The following is an 18,027-nucleotide window of genomic DNA, read 5'->3' as shown; positions in this document are numbered from 1 at the left end:
AGAACTCCTGTTTTTATTTAGCGTTTTTTCTTACCTTTTTTCATTTTCTTTTGAGCACGTTTCATGGCTTGTTTCATAGCAAACTCAGTTGCTTTACCTTTTAAACCACCACCAAACATAGAACTCATATCGGGCATCCCATTTGCTGAACCATTGCCCATCATCCCTTGTAAATCACCCAATGACATATCGGGCATTCCAGAACCTGCAGGCATATTCGGCATTTGTCCACCGGCTCCACCCATCATTTTTTGCATCATAGCATTCATATCACCATTCATGATTCCTTGCATCATTTCTTTGGACTGATTGAATTGCTTAATGAATTTATTTACTTCAATAAATGAATTTCCAGAACCTGCGGCAATCCGACGACGACGGGCTGGTGACAGTTCAGCCTCTAAATGACGTTCTGCCGGTGTCATTGACAAGACCATTGCTCGTTTTCTGGCAACATCCTTAGGATCAACTTTAACCTTATCTAAACCAGGCATTTGTGACATTCCTGGAATCATTTTCATAATATCTTCCATTGGTCCCATATTTGTCACTTGATCAAGTTGTTCAACAAAGTCCTCATAATCAAAACGGTTTTCAGCCATTTTTTCAGCGAGTTTTGCTGATTGTTCTTCGTCATAATTTGCTTGAGCCTTCTCAATTAAGGTGAGCATATCACCCATTCCAAGAATTCGTGAACTCATTCGATCAGGATAGAAAACTTCAAGGTCTGTTAATTTTTCACCAGTCCCTGTAAATTTAATTGGTTTTCCTGTAATTTCACGGATTGATAATGCCGCACCACCACGTGTATCACCATCAAGTTTAGTGATAATCACACCTGTAATGTCCAATTTTTCATCAAAAGTCTTGGCAACTTGTGCTGCAACTTGACCAGTCATTGCATCAACAACAAGCAAAATTTCAGTTGGTTCAGCAAGTGTTTTAATCTCTTGCAATTCGTTCATTAAAGTGTCGTCAATTTCAAGACGACCTGCAGTATCAATCAAAACATAGTCTTTACGTTCTTCTTGAGCTTTTAAAAGACCATTACGAACAATATTAACTGGTTTTTCAGCAGTTCCTTCATCATAGACAGGAATTTCAAGCTGTTCACCTAAGGTTTTTAATTGGTCAATCGCTGCTGGACGATAAACGTCGGCTGCAATCATTAAAGGGCGAGCATTTTGCTCTTCTTTGAGTTTTTTGGCAAGTTTACCAGCAAAAGTTGTTTTACCTGCCCCTTGCAACCCAACCATCATGATAATTGTTGGAATTTTAGGAGATTTAAGTAATTCAGCTTCGCCACCACCCAAAATAGCTGTTAATTCTTCATCAACAATTTTAATTACTTGTTGAGCTGGGTTTAATGCTTCTGATACTTCAACACCGACAGCTCGTTCACGGATTGCCTTAATAAACTTCTTGACAACTGGGAGAGCAACGTCGGCTTCAAGGAGAGCAACTCGGATTTCTTTTGTAATTTCTGTGACGTCTGTCTCAGTAATTTTTTTCTTTCCACGTAGATTTTTAAAAACGTTTTGTAAGCGTTCAGTTAAGTTTTCAAATGCCATATTTTATAATCCAATTCTATTTTTTACAATTACTTCATTATAACATTTCTTTAGCTAAAATTGAATACATCAAAAGTTCTAGTCGATATCTTTTTTCACTCTTTTTTTCTTTTTAAATAATATAAATATGAAAATAAAACAAGCTTCTAAAATTGTTATTAGTCCAATGAAAAAATTGTCACTTATAAAGCCATGTTTTTTTAAAAGAACAGTTTTCTTTAAAATATTATTGTCGCTATCAAGTATTTTAGAATTAAATTCAGACCTTTTGAAAAAAACTTTATTTTTATCTTTAGCAATAGTACTCGTTTTATTATTTTGACTCCGATCACCATTTTCATTATCTAGAACTTTATCTGGAACTGTTTTAGAATCTTCCATAGTCTCTACTTCTTTGTTAAAAGATAAGTCAAGAGCAGTTATTTGTCCTAAATTTTGACTTTCATCATTTTTTTGAGGAGTTCTGATGAGTTTTTCTTCGCTTATTATATTTGAATTTTTATTTTTTTCATTCATCACTTTCGATTTGCTTGGTAAGGTGTAACTTACTGATAGTTTTTGGCTAGTCAAAGAATTCACATGAGTTTTGTTACTTATGGAATTTAATTGACCTAAAATTGACTCTATATTATTATTTGATTTTACTTCATCAGAAGAATTTGACTGATGATCTTCTTTTTGTGGGTGAGAAGTTGAATTTATAATTGATAATAATGAACTTCTCTTATTTGTTGAGCTTTTAGAGCTTTCTAAAATTACCTGTGATTGTATAGAAGACGTGTTGTTTTCATTTAAATTTGAAGATGGCAAACTATAAGAAATTTCTGAATGATTGTTTCTTTGTGCCTCATTAGATATATTTAAATATCTTGATTCTGATGATTCTGGGTTATTATTTGAATAACTAGTTAGATTAGAGGCAGCAAAATTTTCTGATGACGAATTATTAAAAGTTATCGGATTGTTGATTCCTACTGTTGTATTAAGTAGATTCGACTGACTCTCTTTTGGTTGTGAGCTAGAAGTTGTGCTGACAGGTGAACTTATGCTACTTTTTGGGTTAGTAGACATCTCATGGTCTGTTGAGTTTTCTTGAACTGAATTTGAAGAAGAAACTTTCTTAGGGTTTTCTGATATATTATTTACTTCACTTGGTCTGGACGAAATAGTTTGATTCGTTTCCAAATTAGGGATACTACTAAGGTTTGAAGAATCTGAATCTGAATCTGAATCTGAATCTGAATCTAAACTATCATTTGAACCACTATTTAAAAGATCTGAAGAATGAGTTGATGAATTATTATATACTTCTGTTGCTTCGCAAGAATTAGACTGATTAGTTGCTAATTCTGAGTTGGAAGTTAAACTCATACTTGATGATGGTGAATTTATACTGCTCATTGAATTTCTTGAAGCTTCAGAACTTGTTTGATTTGACGTCGAAACGGCTCCTGAAGTAGATATTTCCGTGCTATCCTTTGTAAGATTATCAGAACTAGATTGATTGATTTCTAAATTATCAGCTGTGCTTGTACTGGATAAAACTGAACTTGAACTATTGTTTATGGAAGCTAAGGAATTATTAGCTACTTCTGCTACATTAGAAAAATCTGGCGAACTAGTTGTTGATTCCAAAACAGAAGTCGAACTTATGTTTGAGGGAGATAAACTGATACTACTATTTGAATTGCTTGAAGCTTCAGAACTTGTTTGATTTGAAGTCGAAACGGCTTCTGAAGTAGATATTTCCGTGCTATCCTTTGTAAGATTATCAGAACCAGATTGATTGATTTCTAAATTATCAGCCGTGCTTGTACTGGATAAAACTGAACTTGAACTATTGTTTATGGAAGCTAAGGAATTATTAGCCACTTCTGCTACATTAGAAAAATCTGACGAATTAGTTGCTGATTCTGAATCAGAAGTCGAACTCATGTTTGAGGGGGATAAACTGATACTACTATTTGAATTGGTTGAAGCTTCAGAACTTGTTTGATCTGATACTGAATTACTTTCTGCCGGATTTGATGATGGTAAAATATTGGTTATTTCTGAACTATTATTCGTTTCGTTGATATTGGAAGAATTAGATTGCTTACTTTCTTCGTTAGAGGACATACTTGAATATAATGAGGATTGGTTTGAATCATTTTCACTATTTGAATTGGAATTGGAATTGATTTGGTTTGAAGAAGACAAACTATTTGGGTTTTCTGAATCATAACTGATTTCTGCTGTACTGGAAGCTCCTGACTGACTATTCTCTGTTTGTGAGCTAGAAATACTACTGTCTAAAGAAGAGATTGAATTTAAAGTATTATCTGTAATACTACTCGCTTCAGATATTGGATAGAATGAAGCCGAATTTGCCTCTTGTGTTGATTCTGAATTGGCAACATCAACTTGCTCTACTGAATTGGAAGAAGAGACAGGGGCTGTATCTGCATGTTCAGTAATCACAGAAGCCGACTGTGAACTGTCAGAATTTATCCAACTTTTATCCAAAAGACCACTAGAGTTGACAGAAATTGTCCGAATTCCATCTGTCGGTAAATCTGATAACTGACCAAATAAAGGACTCGTTTTATTGAATACGTCATCAGCCAAAGTCACTCCAATTCCCAAAGTCAAGCTTTGAACGGGACTCCCAGAAAAGGCTGCTGAATCTACTATTGTCAATGATTCATCAGCAAATTTTATTGTAGTGATTTGGTTACTTTGAAAGGCTTTGGCCATAATTTCTGTGATATTTGGACCCAATGAAAGTTCTGTTAAATTATTATTTGCAAAAGCTCTTGTCGCAATCTTTAGGACAGAATTTGGAAATTCTATACTACTTATGGCGTTTCCAGCAAAAGCATCTGTTTTTATATTTTGGACTTTTGCTCCTAAAACTACTTCTGTCAGTGATTTCTTATAATAGTCAGGAAAAGCTGTTGTTGTTTGAAAGGCACTCGTATTAATATCTACAACATTATTTCCGATAATAACCGAATGAATTCCACTATTTGAAAATGCATAAGTTCCAATTGATGTTATTGCATAGGTTTGACCGTCATTTACAATGATATCCGGAATTACAATATCAGCTCCCGCTAAGCCAGCATAGGAGGCAACTTCAGCTGTCATTGAAACTTTATCAAGATTGTAAGTAATTTTTTGCTCATCAGTATAAGTAATTTTACTTGTCGTGGCCTCCACCGGCAATTCTGTCAGCAACTGATGATTCAAGAATGTGGGATTAAGAGTGGCTGTCAGTAATCCCACTCCAACAGTCATCGTTATTTTCTTTATTGATTTTTGAGACATAAAAAACCTCCTAACTTTCTATACGAAAAAATGGAGGTTTTGTAACTTTTATTTTTTATTATGATTTTTTTTAGTGTAACGTTTATTTAAATCTTGAGGTTGACGTGCTTCCATAACTACTGGAAGAATCACTGGTTTACGCTTTGTTTGCTCGTATAAAAATTTTCCAAGAGCATCACGGATAGAACCCTTGATTTCTGCCCAATCAAATTCTTTTCCAGAAAGATATTTATCAACAGTTTCGTTGACCAACTCACCAGCTTCACGCATCAAATCACGTGAAGTTTTAACATAAACAAAACCACGAGTGTGAACACGAGATTTGCTGACGATTTTACGTTCAGTCTTAGAAATTGTGATAACGGCAATGAAAATACCATCTTCTGATAACACTTTACGGTCACGTAAAACAACTGAACCGATATCTCCAACTCCTGAACCGTCAATCATAACATTTTCAGCTTGAATAACACCAGATGGGATCATGTCTCCATTTTCCAAACTGACTGTTTCACCACGTTTAGCGATAAAGATATGTTCTGGTAAAATGTCCATTTCCATTGCTAAATCAGCATGGGCACTAAGTTCACGATACTCCCCTTGGATTGGAATCAAATTTTTTGGACGGAAGATATCAAGTAAGAATTGCAAATCACGAGCATTCGCGTGACCAGATATTTTCAAATCTGAAGCCAACATTTTCATGACTCCGCCAGCTTTATAGATTTCATTTTCAATACGAGCAATTGTTGTTTCATAAGAGACAGATGGACTTGTAACAGCAAGTACTAAATCTCCATCTTTAATTTTAACGTATTTATGACGACGATGAGCCATGTCTCCAAGAGATTTAAGTGGTTCACCCATTCGTCCTGTTTCTAAAATAACTAACTCATTGTCAGCATATTTTTTAATTTCTGCTGGTTTAATAATTGATTTTTTATCAACAATTTGTAATTTGTTAAGACGAGTTGCTGTTTCGATGATTTGGTCCATATCTTCGCCTGTAAAAGCAACACGACGACCAAGTTTAATGGCAGCATCAATCGTTTGTTGAATACGACCTAAATTACCTGCATTACAAGCAATAATGACCCGCCCTTCATTGTCATCAATATAGTCATAAATTTTTTCATAAATTTCATGCTCGCTAGCAGATTGCATTGTTGACAAAGCGTTTGGTGATGACGAAAGTAAAGCAAGGACTCCACTATTCCCAATTTCAGCCAATCGGCGCATATTGGTACGATAGCCTTTTGCAACAGCTGGATCAAAACGGAAATCACCTGTATAAACAATGTTTCCGTCATTTGTAGAAATCACAATTCCTAAGCTTTCTGGAATTGTATGTGTTGTTGAGAAGAATGAAATGACGGCTTTACCAAAATCAATTTCTGTATCTTCAGTTACAACATGAAAATCGTTGAATTTGCGACTGTCAGCATAATTTTTGACATTAATTTTTGCAAGTTCGATTGTTAATTCTGAACCAAAAACAGGAACTTTTAATTCAGAAACGATATAAGGCAAAGCCCCAATTGAATCAGCATGTCCGTGAGTCAAGAAAATTCCTGCGACACGATCCGCATTTTCTAAAAGATATGTAATATCAGGAATAACAAAGTCAACACCAAGTTGATCCATTTCAGCATATTTAAGTCCTGCATCAAGCACAAAAATTTGCTCTTCAACCTCAACTAAATACATGTTCTTACCAAATTCACGCACACCACCTAATGGAGTGATTTTAATATTAGACATAAAAACCTTTCTTGTCAGTGTAATTTATAATTTTTTCGATATAAAAAGAATCTGTAAGTTATTGACAAATTCTGTCAGTAAATTTACAGTCCTGTTTTTAGCAATTTCCTTGCCATATTCACTCTCGAAATCGGTCGAGTGGGACAAGCGATATTGAAAAGATAATTCTACTTAGAATTAAAATAAAAGAGATTGGCATTCCAATCTCTACCGAGAATACACTAATATAAGTTTAACCCAAAGCAAGTAAAAAAGCAAGTCAGTTTCATTTTTTATGGGTCTTACTTTTTTTCTCATCAAAATAGCGATATAATGGAAGGTAAGTTTTAAATGACAAGGAGGAAATTTTATGCAGATTACTTTCTTAACACAACTTGATTGGTTAATTCGATTAATATTAGCTGGGGTATGTGGATATGCCATTGGTTATGAAAGAAATAGCCGTTCCAAAAATGCTGGCACACGTACTCATTTAATTGTTGCGTTGAGTGCTGCTTTAATGATTATTGTCTCAAAATATGGTTTTATGGACATCATCAGTACTCATGGAGTCAATCTTGATCCTTCCAGAATTGCGGCTCAAATTGTAAGTGGTATTGGCTTTTTAGGAGCTGGAATGATTTTTGTTCACAATCAATCCGTTAATGGATTGACTACTGCGGCTGGAATTTGGGCAACTTCTGGTATTGGGATGGCTATCGGTTCTGGATTATATTTTATAGGTATTGTAGCTACTTTACTTATTTTACTTTTTCAAATTATTTTACACCAAAATTATCGATGGATAAAATCAGCGACGAGCGATCATCTTATTCTTCAATTAGAAGATTTTGAAGGGCTTCAACTGTTGCAACAACAGCTGAAAGAGGAAGATGTCAAAATTCTTAGTATAAAAGTTGAAAAAAAATCAAATAATTCTTTAAAAACAGAGCTATATTTGAACTTACCAAAAGCTTATGAAGTCGCTTCGTTAATGAGTCTTTTGGAATCGAATGATAAGATTAAATCAATTGAATATTGACCTACTTTTATAAAGAAAAATACCCTAAAAGGGTATTTTTTAATTTCCAATTTTTTCAAGAATTATTTTACTTTCCTCAGTAGTACAAGCTACAAGTGGTAAACGTAAGCCACCAACTTCATATCCTTTTGCATTCAAAACCGTTTTGATTGGAGCCGGACTTGTGACACTAAAAAGTGCATTTATTTTGGGTAATATTTTTCTTTGGATAGCCGCTGCTTTTTGAATAGAGCCCTGGTCTATTTCTGCAAACATTTCAAAAAATTCTTGACCTAGGATATGACTGGCAACCGAGATTACACCCTGACCTCCCAAAGCTTTAGTGTGAAAAGCTAGCCCATCTTCTCCAGTATAAACTAAAAAGTCTTTGGGTAGCTTTTCAATGAGATAAGCCAGATTATCAGTATTTGTACATTCTTTGATGGCAATTACATTTTCCAGTTCTGCTAATCGTAAGATGGTCTCTACCTGAATTTCAGTGACCACCCTTCCTGGAATATTATACAAAATAATTGGCAAATCACTCGCAGTAGCAATGGCTTTAAAATGTTGATAAATTCCTTCTTGAGAAGGTTTGTTGTAATAAGGAGTCACTGCAAGTCCCGCATCGATGTAACCAAGTTCAGCAACTTCTTTGACAAATTCAACCGAATCACGTGTGTCATTAGTCCCAACACCTGCAATCAATGGAATACGGCCATCCACTATTTTATTAACCGCAGCAAAAATTGCCAATTCTTCATCATGAGTAAGAGTAGGCGATTCAGCCGTTGTTCCAGCTAAGATAAGGCCTTCCGTATGATTAGCAAGTAAATCCTCAATGAGCTTAGGAAATGCTCCAAAATTAATTTGGCCATTTTCTTTAAAAGGGGTCACTAGGGCCGTGATGATACGTGCATTTTGTAATTTTTCAATTGTTTCTTTTGCTGACATAATTTCTCCTTATGTGTGAGCTTACTGACAAGCTCTTGTCAAGAGGTCAAAAAGAACCTCTTTTTATGCAAAAGAGGTTCTCAAAAGTTCGTCAAAAATGATTTTGATTAGCTCCCCTTTCTGTCAGTACTGACAGAAAGACAGTCTGTAGGATTTAACCACACAGCCCAAGAAAAATTTTGTGACAATTTTTCTTTCGGCAAAGAACGCCGCCATCAGCTTCAGTGCGTTCACCGCTCCACTAACTTCTTCGTCTTCGCAACCTCTAATTTTGTTTGACCTATTATAGCATACTTTAGTAAACGAGGTCAAAAATTTTATTTTTATACAGTCTAGTTTATTATTCTTTCGCAATTAATTGGATGAAATCTTCGATAACACGGCGATTTGGCTCATGAATATTTTTTGGAATTTCTTTAAATTTAAACCATTTCAGCTCTTCAACTTCACTCATTTGTGGTCTTAAACTCCCTGTGAAATCTCGACAAATATAATAAAGGCCTGGCATATAAACTTGGTCCATATTGGGATAAGTTATAAAACGGTCTTGTCCTGAATAAATTCCTAAAAGCTCAAGTTTACCTGCTTTTAGTCCCGTTTCTTCAAATAATTCTCGGCGAGCAGTTTCCTCAAGTTCTTCACCAACTTCTATGCCACCCGCATGTAAAGCCCAAGTTCCGTTATCTTTACATTTTTGTAAGAGGATTTTTTCATCAGAATAGACAATAACGCCTGCTCCCAGATAAATCAAAAGCTCATGGCCAATTTTTTCACGAATTTTACTGATATAACTCATTTAACAGACATTATTTCAGTTCAAATTTTAACTCATGAGTTGGTCTAACTAAGCCACGCTCATGTAGCGTTTCAGCAATTTGAACAGAATTCCAAGCTGCTCCTTTGAGTAAATTGTCAGAAACTACCCAAAGATGAATCCCATTTGCTGCATCCAAATCACGGCGAATACGACCCACAAAAGTTTCACGACGACCAACTGAATTAATGGCTTGTGGATAAATTTGATGAGCAACATCATCTTCTAAAACAGCTCCTGGGAATTCAGAAATCAAACGTTTAACCTCAGCAATATCTGCTACTTTTTTCGTTTCAACATAAACTGACTCAGAATGACCGTAAAGAACTGGAATTCTGACACAAGTTGCCGAAACCGCAATTGAATCATCTTCCATGATTTTCTTGGTTTCATTTGTCATTTTCATTTCTTCATAAGTATAATCGTTGTCAGTAAATACATCAATTTGTGCAAGCGCATTGTAAGCAATTGGATAATGTTTTTTATCTCCAGCAGACGGTAAAATTTCTGCTGACAATTCTGTCAGTGCTTTTCCATCAAGTGCTTCTTGGAGTTCACGATTTGTTTCATTAATTGCTGATTGACCCGCACCAGAGACCGCTTGATAAGTGCTGACAATTACTCGCTCAAGCCCATAAGCTTGACGAATCGGCTCTAAAGCAACCATCATTTGAATCGTTGAGCAATTAGGACAGGCAATTATTCCATTGTGTTTTTCCAAAGCATGTGCATTAACTTCTGGAACAACCAAGGGGACATTAGGGTTTTGACGGAAAAATGAGGTGTTATCCACGACAACAGCTCCAGCTTTTACAGCATAAGGGGCATATTTTTCTGATACTGAGCCCCCGGCTGAAAAAAGAGCAATATCAATACCTTCAAAACTATCCTCAGTCAATTCTTCTACAACAAGCTCTTGCCCCTTAAATTCAACAATTTTTCCTGCCGAACGTTTACTTGCAAGCGCACGTACGGTTTCTATAGGAAGTGTAGATTCTTCTAATTGTTCAAGCATACGTGTACCCACGGCACCAGTAACACCAACGACGGCGATATTATATTGTGTCATAATTGTCTGTCCTTTTCAGTAAATTATAATTATTATAGCGCTTTTAAGTTCTAAGGGCAAGAAAAAATCTGCCTTTCGACAGAAATTTTTGTTTTTATTTAAACATAAGTTTAAAGACTGTAGCTGCAATTACTGCACCAACGATTGTGGCAACAACTGGAACCCAAGCGTACCACCATTTAGCGTCTTTATTTTCACCAACAACTGATTGTGGCAAGAAGCTATAAACGATACGAGGACCAAGGTCACGTGCTGGATTCAATGCTGCACCAGTTGGTCCACCAAATGCTGTAACCAAACCAACAAACATCAAACCAATAGCAAGCGCACCAATCATTTTAGATGATGAAGCGCCTGAAACAGAAGCCCAAATTTGGCTTACTGTTGCATTCGCTGTAACATCAGCTCCTTGTTGTTGAGCGTAACTTGTCATCCATTTGATTGATTCTGCACCAAAGAAGTTCGTTGTAAAACTGAGAATTCCGAAAACAAATACAAACATTCCGATTACTTCATTGATAAATCCGTTGAAAATTGCTTTTCCACGATTTGAACCATTATCCAAAGCGTTAGTTGTTGAAAAAGCGCCTAAAGAAATTGCTCCATCATTAGTTTTAGCGAAGTATTCTTTATAAATCGCTACAACAAGTAATTGACCAATAATTGCACCAATAAGTTGTGCCAAAATATATTGTGCAACATGTGCCCAAGGGAAATAACCAGCTGAAGCGAGTCCAATTGTAATTGCTGGGTTAATATGTGCACCTGAAACATTTGCAAAAGCAAGTACAGGAACTAAAATCGCAATTCCGTATCCCCATGCAATTGCAAGACCACCCATGCCCTCATTTTTAGAGCCTTTGAGGGTTACCCCAGCAATTGTACCATTACCAAGCAAGACGAGAAGCATAGTTCCCAATCCCTCAGCAATATATTTTGTCATCCATGAAACATCCATGATAATTTCCTTTCTATTTTAAAAAATATATAAAGATGTTGACACTTCAATTTTATCATATTTTTCTTAACTCTTGCTAATAATAACATTGAAAATATGATTAACTCCTATAATAGATTGTTTTGAAGTTTTTTCAGCATTGTATTCATCTGATTATAACAAGATTTTTTTATTAATTATTTTAATCGTTACGTAAAAAAAGCCCTCTTTCGAGGGCTTTTAAAGGCACTAAAAGTGTGTCAAAAAGGTTCACACAATTTGACAAATACTCACGCTTCCTGCGCGGAAAACCCAATTTCCCAGTATTCCTTAGCTTCGAAATTCTACAAAGTAGAATTATTCGACTCATCGCATACTTAAATTTTAACATATTATGCTAAATGAAACAAGAAGCCAATCAAAATTCCTACCGTTCCCACAAAACTAAGGATACAAATAGTAAATCCTATCGTAAAATAATTCTGACCATATCCATTATAATGAACCCTTTTAGTTCTTTTCCCACGATAAATGATTAAAGATATTACTGACAGAACTGTCAGTAAATATTGGATTGGCTGATTTTGTCCATACATTAAGTTCAAAATTGAAGCTACTCCCACAATAATTGCAAGTAAAATTCCCATCTTATTTCCTTTCTATTTTTTAATTAAAATTTACTGACAGACTTGTTTGTAATCAAAAGAGCTCTGACAAAAAATCAGAACTCCTTTTTCAATATTAGTCAAGCTCTTTGTATGCTTTAACTACATTTTCAGCAGTAAATCCGTAAGCCGGAAGAACGATATTTGCTGGTGCCGAAGCGCCCCAAGTATCTACTGTAACTGTTGCACCATCAAGTCCAACATATTTACCCCATCCGTAACTTGTACCAGCTTCAATCGCTAAACGACGTCTTACAGCTTTTGGTAAAATTTCTTCGCGATAAGCTGCTTCTTGTTCGTCAAAAATATTCATTGAAGGCATTGAAACGACACGAATGCCAGAACCCAAAGTCTTCTTAGCTTCAAGAGCTAATGCTACTTCTGAACCAGTCGCAATGATGATTCCTTCAAGTTTTCCTTCTTCTTTTGAAAGAATATAGGCCCCACGATTCAGACCTTCTTCAGCCAATTCATAAGTATCAGGTAAAACTGGAAGATTTTGACGAGTCAAAATAAGTGCGGTTGGGCGGCTTTTACTTGATGCAGCACGACGCCATGCAGCCACTACTTCATTTCCATCAGCTGGACGAATTACATCCAAATTAGGAATTGAGCGAACAGAAGCTAATTGTTCAACAGGTTCGTGAGTTGGACCATCTTCCCCAACAGCAATGGAATCATGTGTCCAAACATAAGTGACTGGCAAGCTTTGTAGAGCAGCCATCCGAACAGAAGGAAGCATGTAGTTTGAGAAGACGAAGAATGTTCCACCATAGACACGAGTTCCACCATGCAAAGCAATCCCATTCATAATGGCTCCCATCGCAAATTCACGTACACCAAACCAAATATTACGTCCAGCATAGTTATCTGGCATGAAGTCTTCTTCAACTTTAACCATTGTATTATTTGAAGCCGAAAGGTCAGCAGACCCGCCCCAAAGATTTGGCATTTGAGCTGATAATTCTTGGATAGATTCTTGTGAAGTTACACGGCTGGCCTTGCTTGTTTCCATTTCATGCTTGGTCAAAGTAAGCTCTGGCGTTTCATTTTCAAAAGCTTTTGCGTATTGCTCAGCAAGCTCAGGGTATTTTTCAGAATAATCATCAAAAGTATTGCGCCATACTTGCTCCATTGCTTCACCACGCGCAACTGTCGTTTCTAAAAAGCGTTTTGAAACTTCTTCAGGAACTGTAAATTCAGGGTAATCCCAACCATATGCTTTCTTGGCAAATGCAACACCTTCAGCTCCAAGAGGAGCTCCGTGAACTGCTGAAGTTCCTTGTTTTTCGGCACCAAAACCAATGACTGTTTTAACTTCAATAATTGTTGGTTTAGATTTTTCAGCTTTAGCCACTTCAACAGCTGCTGCAATTTCTTCTAAATCATTTCCATCTTTTACCAATAAATGTTGCCAGCCATATGATTCAAAACGTTTTTGAATATCATCAATAAATGACATAGATAAGTCACCATCTAGAGAAATATTATTTGAATCATAGAAAAGAATCAATTTACCAAGTTTCAATTTACCTGCAAGTGAAGCTGCTTCTTGTGAAACACCTTCCATCAAATCACCATCACCATTTAAGGCGTAAGTGTAATGGTCAACAATATCAAAACCAGGTTTATTGTATTGCGCAGCTAAATGTGCTTCAGCCATTGCCATACCGACAGCATTGGCAATTCCTTGTCCTAAAGGACCTGTTGTTGCTTCAACACCATCTGTATGATTAACTTCTGGATGTCCCGGTGTTTTTGATTGCCATTGACGGAAACCTTTTAAATCATCAGTCGTTACATTATAACCTGCCAAATGTAATAAACTATATAACATTGCAGAACCATGACCAGCAGACAAGACAAAACGGTCACGATTTGACCATTTACGACTTGTCTTAGGGTTCACATTAAGAAATTTGCTCCAAAGTACATAAGCCATTGGTGCAGAGCCCATTGGAAGTCCAGGATGTCCTGAATTTGCTTTTTGAATCGCATCTAATGATAGAGTACGAATCGTATTTACAGCCAATTGATCAGTAGTATCAAACATAAGATTTCTCCATATTTTTTATTTATACTCACATTATAACACAAGTTAGAAACGGTTTTCATTCTCTGAAATTAAAATTTTTTTCTTTTTTTATGTTTTTATATGAAAATCTTTTTAATTTTGGTAGGAAAGGTTGCGGTTGACCTGTTTTTATAAATCTTCAAAAAAATTATTTTTTCAATTATAATTCTTTGCTTTTTGAATTAATTTTATCTCTTCTATTCGAAATCAAACTCGTCATTAATACAATTAAGAGAAAAATTATTATAAAGGAAATTAATGCTATTGATCCAGCTTTGCCAATTACCCCAAGCAATCCTCCTGAAACAATATAATCTGAATCTGCAAAGGTCGATGCAGAATTCGCTCCAAACGAACCTAAGGCAGGCAGAATTAAAAGTGGACCCCAAGCTAACAGTAATCCATTCGCTGTTGAGCCGATAATCGCCCCACGCAAACCTCCAAAAGCATTGCCATAAACTCCTGCTGCTCCTCCACAAAAGAAGATACCAACAACACCAGGAATAATCACAGTTGTTCCTAAGCCAAGCATTATTAGCATAGAAATAACTCCAACAATAAATGAGACAAAAAATCCAATTAAAACAGCATTGGACGCATAAGGAAATACTATTGGAACATCTAATGCTGGTTTTGAGTTAGGAACAAGCTTTTTAGCAATCCCTTGAAATGCTGGAATAATTTCTGACAAAATCATACGAACGCCTTGAAGAACAACCACAAATCCTGCTGCAAAAGTCCCTGCTTGAATGACCGCATAGACAATATAATTAGTTCCAGCAGATAAAGCTGGACTTTCAACAAAATGAGGACCTGCAATTAAAGCTAAAATAACATAGACAACCATCATTACTAGAGAAATAGAAACAGTAGAATCTCTCAAAAACCCAAGGTTTTTAGGGATATTTAATTTTTCAGTTGATTTTTCTGGATCCTTATTTCCAAATTTTTCTCCAAGCCAACCGGATAGAGCATAGCCCATATTGCCAGTATGGCCCATTGCAACTTCATCATTACTAGTGATCTTCCGCATATAGCGTTGAGTTAGAGCGGGTGTGATTGTCAGCAATGTTCCTTCAAATATTCCTCCTAACAAGATTGTCAACCAACCATTTCCTAGTCCAGCAGAAATAAGTACAACAGCTGACATTGTTGATACATAGAGCATTGCTTGCCCAGTCAAGAAAATATATTTAAATCTTGTAAAACGTGCAAGTATCACATTGACAATAAATCCCACAATCATAATTAAGGCTGCGGGTGTTCCATACTTCACTAATGCTAAAGCAACCACCGCTTCATTGGATGGTACAACTCCCTTAGCATTAAAGACATGTTGAAACATCGTTGCAAAGGGATTCAATGAGGTAACTAATATCCCCGCACCCCCAGTCAAAACCAAAAAACCTGCAAATGTTTTAATTGAACCTTGGATAACTGTACTTGCTGTTTTTTTCTGCAAAATCAATCCCAACATTGCAATTAATCCAACTAAAAGCGCTGGAGTAGTTGCGACTGATACAATAAAGTTTAAAATACCATTCATTTTATTTTTCTCCTCTAGTCTAGAAAAATTTTGTACTTTATAGATTCGATTTATTTTTTCTTATTGATGACTTATGTTATTTTCATCAAGCACTTTATAAAGTGCTTCACGCGCAACTTCTTTATCAATAATTGACTGAAGTGGCATAATTTTTTCTGTTGGAATATTAGGAAGAGCAGATACTAATGTTGCCTCAACAAAAAAATAATCCGCTGCATCTGGTGTTGCTGACCCAACATCCATATGCTCCAATTCGAAATAATCAATATTTACTCCTGATTCTTCTAATAATGACTGAATGTTCATTTGAACCATAAAACTCGTTCCTAACCCAGATTGACATACACATGCAAATTTCATATTATTTTTCTCCTTCTTCTTCTAAAAGTATTTGTTCAACTTCTGTTGCATTTGTTGCTGCAAGTAACTGACCCAAGCGTTCTTTATTTGATAATATCTTAGTAAGTGTTGATAAATCTCTAAGATGGGTCTCATTATCAATAGCTGCTAAAACAATAAAAAGTTTAATTTCATGCTTATCATCGTTCATTAACTTTACTGGATGTTCACATCTTAAAAATGACATTCCTAATTTTTTGACCCCTTCCTCTGGACGAGCATGAGGAAGTGCAATTCCCAATCCTAAGTCAATATAAGGGCCGAAAGCTTCTACTTTATCAATAATAGCTTTGATATAACGCTCTTCAATTTCATGTTTATCAAGAAGGGGCTGTGCAGCTAATTCAATTGCTTCTTGCCAGGTCAATTCTCTATTGGTAAAATTTATTTTTTCTTTTGTAAGTAAATCTGTTAGCATAACTCCTGATAGTTTCCCTTCTTTTCTAGTACGATTTAATTTTTTTTCAATAATTTTTATTAAATCCAGTTTACTTGCTGGTTTTTTTATAATAATGTACGGTTCTATTGAATCTAAAATAGTTTGAGCAGATGGTTTTATAAAACCTGGGAGCTGAAAATCTTGTAAAACTTGATTATAGAGCTTATTTTCTTCACGCTGCTCTGGAAAAGCTGACATAAGATAAACTTTTTTGTCTGACTTTACAGGAACCGTTGAAAAAATAATATCATATGAATTTATAGGTAATTTTTCGAAATGAGAGACTCGAGCACTCAGAATAAATTCCATTGTCGGGAATAAACTCTCTAGTCTTTTTTGCATAATTAAACTCGAACTGATTCCATTTACACAGAGTACAATTGCTTTTAATGATTTACCTGAGTACTTATTTTTATAAATCTCTCCACCAAATAAAATGACAAAATAAGCTTTCTCAGATTCTGAAATTTCACCGACCTCTTCTTTTAATGGTTGAAGGACGTTATCCATCAGTAAAAACAAGGAGTGGTACTCTTTTTTTATCCGTTCAAGCAGGACATTTTTTAATTCAAAATGATTTTTTAATCGATAGTATGCAGGAGTTAGGTGAGCTAATAGTGCCATAAAGGTCTTTGTGAAATCATCGAATTCAATTGCTGCTAATTTCATAACATTTTCCATAATGTTAAAGGCCATTCGGTATAAACCATTGTCTTGCTCAATTGTATTTTTTCCATCCGACATCCCAATAATTAATGATTTGAGTAGCTCATTAATATTTTCACTCCCCTTTTCAAAACCTCTACACTTGAGCAGACTTGCAAACAGTAATGTCGAAAGATATCGACTATAAACAATCTCAATCTGTAGTTCTTGCATTATCTTTTTCAATAGCTGATTATTCTTAAAAATAGTTAATGGATCCTTATCATTTAAAACTTTTGATAAGGTATAAAATCCTGCGTCCTCAGATAAATTTTGCAAATAATACCAAGCCTTCTCCTGTAAAATTTTCTCCTCAAAATTAAGGTAAAATCCTTTTTTTCTTGAATATTCAATCTGAATATTTTTGCGCATAAGCTCCTCTCTAAGTTTTTTTAAATCACTTAAAACCGTATTTTTACTTACTTGAAGATATTTTTGAAAAAGAGCTATTGAGAGGGAAGATTCATTTGTAAAAATAAGTAGATATATAAGGGAACGTCTTTCAACTTCTGATAAAATAAATGTCTTTTGATTGATAGAATAACGAGTTTCTTCAAAATTTTCTATTTTATCAAAAATTGCTAAGCATTCATTTTTATAATCTAATTTTTTTAAACCTTGATTTTCTAATTTTTGATTAAATTCCTCCAATATTCGATAAAATTTTTCTTTATCTAGATTAGTGACCTCCAATATTCGCTCTAATTTCCATAATTTATGTTTTGAAAAAAAGAGAATGTCTAAATCATAATTAATCATAAAAACGCTCCCTTGTATTTTTTAT

General features: G+C 35.1%; 13 protein-coding genes and 1 riboswitch. Of the genes, 1 reads left to right on the top strand and 12 read right to left on the bottom strand.

Annotated features, from left to right (window positions below; all coding sequences use genetic code 11):
- Nucleotides 1–17: 17 nt before the first annotated feature.
- The 3 genes from ffh to HFD15_RS02250 all read right to left on the bottom strand — a co-directional run bounded on the left by ffh (nucleotide 18) and on the right by HFD15_RS02250 (nucleotide 6,641).
- Nucleotides 18–1,571: a signal recognition particle protein gene (gene ffh / locus HFD15_RS02260; RefSeq protein ID WP_023189658.1), complete on the bottom strand. Its 1,554-nt coding sequence runs from the start codon at nucleotides 1,569–1,571 to the stop codon at nucleotides 18–20.
- Nucleotides 1,572–1,649: 78 nt separating this feature from the next.
- Complete coding sequence (locus tag HFD15_RS02255; RefSeq protein ID WP_167593203.1) at nucleotides 1,650–4,880, bottom strand: leucine-rich repeat domain-containing protein; 3,231 nt, start codon at nucleotides 4,878–4,880, stop codon at nucleotides 1,650–1,652.
- 48 nt (nucleotides 4,881–4,928) lie between these two features.
- On the bottom strand, nucleotides 4,929–6,641 hold the full coding sequence (locus tag HFD15_RS02250) for a ribonuclease J (protein ID WP_003129410.1): 1,713 nt from the start codon (nucleotides 6,639–6,641) through the stop codon (nucleotides 4,929–4,931).
- 349 nt (nucleotides 6,642–6,990) lie between these two features.
- Here HFD15_RS02250 and HFD15_RS02245 point away from each other — a divergent pair, with 349 nt between their 5' ends.
- The gene (locus HFD15_RS02245; protein ID WP_010906063.1) at nucleotides 6,991–7,662 is read left to right on the top strand and encodes an MgtC/SapB family protein; all 672 of its coding nucleotides are present in this window, start codon (nucleotides 6,991–6,993) and stop codon (nucleotides 7,660–7,662) included.
- Between the two features lie 39 nt (nucleotides 7,663–7,701).
- Here HFD15_RS02245 and dapA read toward each other — a convergent pair whose 3' ends face one another.
- The 9 genes from dapA to HFD15_RS02200 all read right to left on the bottom strand — a co-directional run bounded on the left by dapA (nucleotide 7,702) and on the right by HFD15_RS02200 (nucleotide 18,002).
- A complete protein-coding gene (dapA, locus tag HFD15_RS02240; RefSeq protein WP_003129414.1) occupies nucleotides 7,702–8,595 on the bottom strand; it encodes a 4-hydroxy-tetrahydrodipicolinate synthase in 894 nt (297 codons plus the stop codon).
- A gap of 100 nt (nucleotides 8,596–8,695) precedes the next feature.
- Nucleotides 8,696–8,871: riboswitch (Lysine riboswitch) on the bottom strand.
- A 64-nt stretch (nucleotides 8,872–8,935) separates the two neighbouring features.
- Nucleotides 8,936–9,391 (bottom strand): NUDIX hydrolase, encoded by a 456-nt coding sequence (locus HFD15_RS02235; RefSeq protein WP_039115713.1) that lies wholly within the window; start codon nucleotides 9,389–9,391, stop codon nucleotides 8,936–8,938.
- Nucleotides 9,392–9,401: 10 nt separating this feature from the next.
- On the bottom strand, nucleotides 9,402–10,478 hold the full coding sequence (locus HFD15_RS02230) for an aspartate-semialdehyde dehydrogenase (protein ID WP_023189663.1): 1,077 nt from the start codon (nucleotides 10,476–10,478) through the stop codon (nucleotides 9,402–9,404).
- Between the two features lie 94 nt (nucleotides 10,479–10,572).
- Nucleotides 10,573–11,436, bottom strand: a complete 864-nt coding sequence (locus HFD15_RS02225; RefSeq protein ID WP_003129417.1) for an MIP/aquaporin family protein — start codon at nucleotides 11,434–11,436, stop codon at nucleotides 10,573–10,575.
- Nucleotides 11,437–11,807: 371 nt separating this feature from the next.
- A complete protein-coding gene (locus HFD15_RS02220) occupies nucleotides 11,808–12,062 on the bottom strand; it encodes a hypothetical protein (protein ID WP_003129418.1) in 255 nt (84 codons plus the stop codon).
- A gap of 94 nt (nucleotides 12,063–12,156) precedes the next feature.
- Complete coding sequence (tkt, locus tag HFD15_RS02215; RefSeq protein WP_023189664.1) at nucleotides 12,157–14,133, bottom strand: transketolase; 1,977 nt, start codon at nucleotides 14,131–14,133, stop codon at nucleotides 12,157–12,159.
- Nucleotides 14,134–14,314: 181 nt separating this feature from the next.
- Nucleotides 14,315–15,700, bottom strand: coding sequence for a PTS ascorbate transporter subunit IIC (locus HFD15_RS02210; RefSeq protein WP_167593204.1), 1,386 nt, complete (start codon nucleotides 15,698–15,700; stop codon nucleotides 14,315–14,317).
- A 60-nt stretch (nucleotides 15,701–15,760) separates the two neighbouring features.
- On the bottom strand, nucleotides 15,761–16,060 hold the full coding sequence (locus HFD15_RS02205; RefSeq protein ID WP_025017020.1) for a PTS sugar transporter subunit IIB: 300 nt from the start codon (nucleotides 16,058–16,060) through the stop codon (nucleotides 15,761–15,763).
- Between the two features lies 1 nt (nucleotide 16,061).
- Complete coding sequence (locus HFD15_RS02200; protein WP_167593205.1) at nucleotides 16,062–18,002, bottom strand: PTS sugar transporter subunit IIA; 1,941 nt, start codon at nucleotides 18,000–18,002, stop codon at nucleotides 16,062–16,064.
- Nucleotides 18,003–18,027 lie beyond the last annotated feature (25 nt).

Origin of the sequence: Lactococcus sp. EKM203L (assembly GCF_011800585.1) — a bacterium.
In the GTDB taxonomy this organism is placed as follows: Bacteria; Bacillota; Bacilli; order Lactobacillales; family Streptococcaceae; genus Lactococcus; species Lactococcus lactis.
The sequence above is the reverse complement of the archived record's forward strand: the minus strand, read 5'-3'. Positions and strand labels throughout refer to the sequence as shown.

Coding starts and splice junctions, on each gene's coding strand:
- ffh (WP_023189658.1), bottom strand. CDS start 1,571: ATGGCATTTGAAAACTTAACTGAACGCTTACAAAACGTTTTTAAAAAT.
- HFD15_RS02255 (WP_167593203.1), bottom strand. CDS start 4,880: ATGTCTCAAAAATCAATAAAGAAAATAACGATGACTGTTGGAGTGGGA.
- HFD15_RS02250 (WP_003129410.1), bottom strand. CDS start 6,641: ATGTCTAATATTAAAATCACTCCATTAGGTGGTGTGCGTGAATTTGGT.
- HFD15_RS02245 (WP_010906063.1), top strand. CDS start 6,991: ATGCAGATTACTTTCTTAACACAACTTGATTGGTTAATTCGATTAATA.
- dapA (WP_003129414.1), bottom strand. CDS start 8,595: ATGTCAGCAAAAGAAACAATTGAAAAATTACAAAATGCACGTATCATC.
- HFD15_RS02235 (WP_039115713.1), bottom strand. CDS start 9,391: ATGAGTTATATCAGTAAAATTCGTGAAAAAATTGGCCATGAGCTTTTG.
- HFD15_RS02230 (WP_023189663.1), bottom strand. CDS start 10,478: ATGACACAATATAATATCGCCGTCGTTGGTGTTACTGGTGCCGTGGGT.
- HFD15_RS02225 (WP_003129417.1), bottom strand. CDS start 11,436: ATGGATGTTTCATGGATGACAAAATATATTGCTGAGGGATTGGGAACT.
- HFD15_RS02220 (WP_003129418.1), bottom strand. CDS start 12,062: ATGGGAATTTTACTTGCAATTATTGTGGGAGTAGCTTCAATTTTGAAC.
- tkt (WP_023189664.1), bottom strand. CDS start 14,133: ATGTTTGATACTACTGATCAATTGGCTGTAAATACGATTCGTACTCTA.
- HFD15_RS02210 (WP_167593204.1), bottom strand. CDS start 15,700: ATGAATGGTATTTTAAACTTTATTGTATCAGTCGCAACTACTCCAGCG.
- HFD15_RS02205 (WP_025017020.1), bottom strand. CDS start 16,060: ATGAAATTTGCATGTGTATGTCAATCTGGGTTAGGAACGAGTTTTATG.
- HFD15_RS02200 (WP_167593205.1), bottom strand. CDS start 18,002: ATGATTAATTATGATTTAGACATTCTCTTTTTTTCAAAACATAAATTA.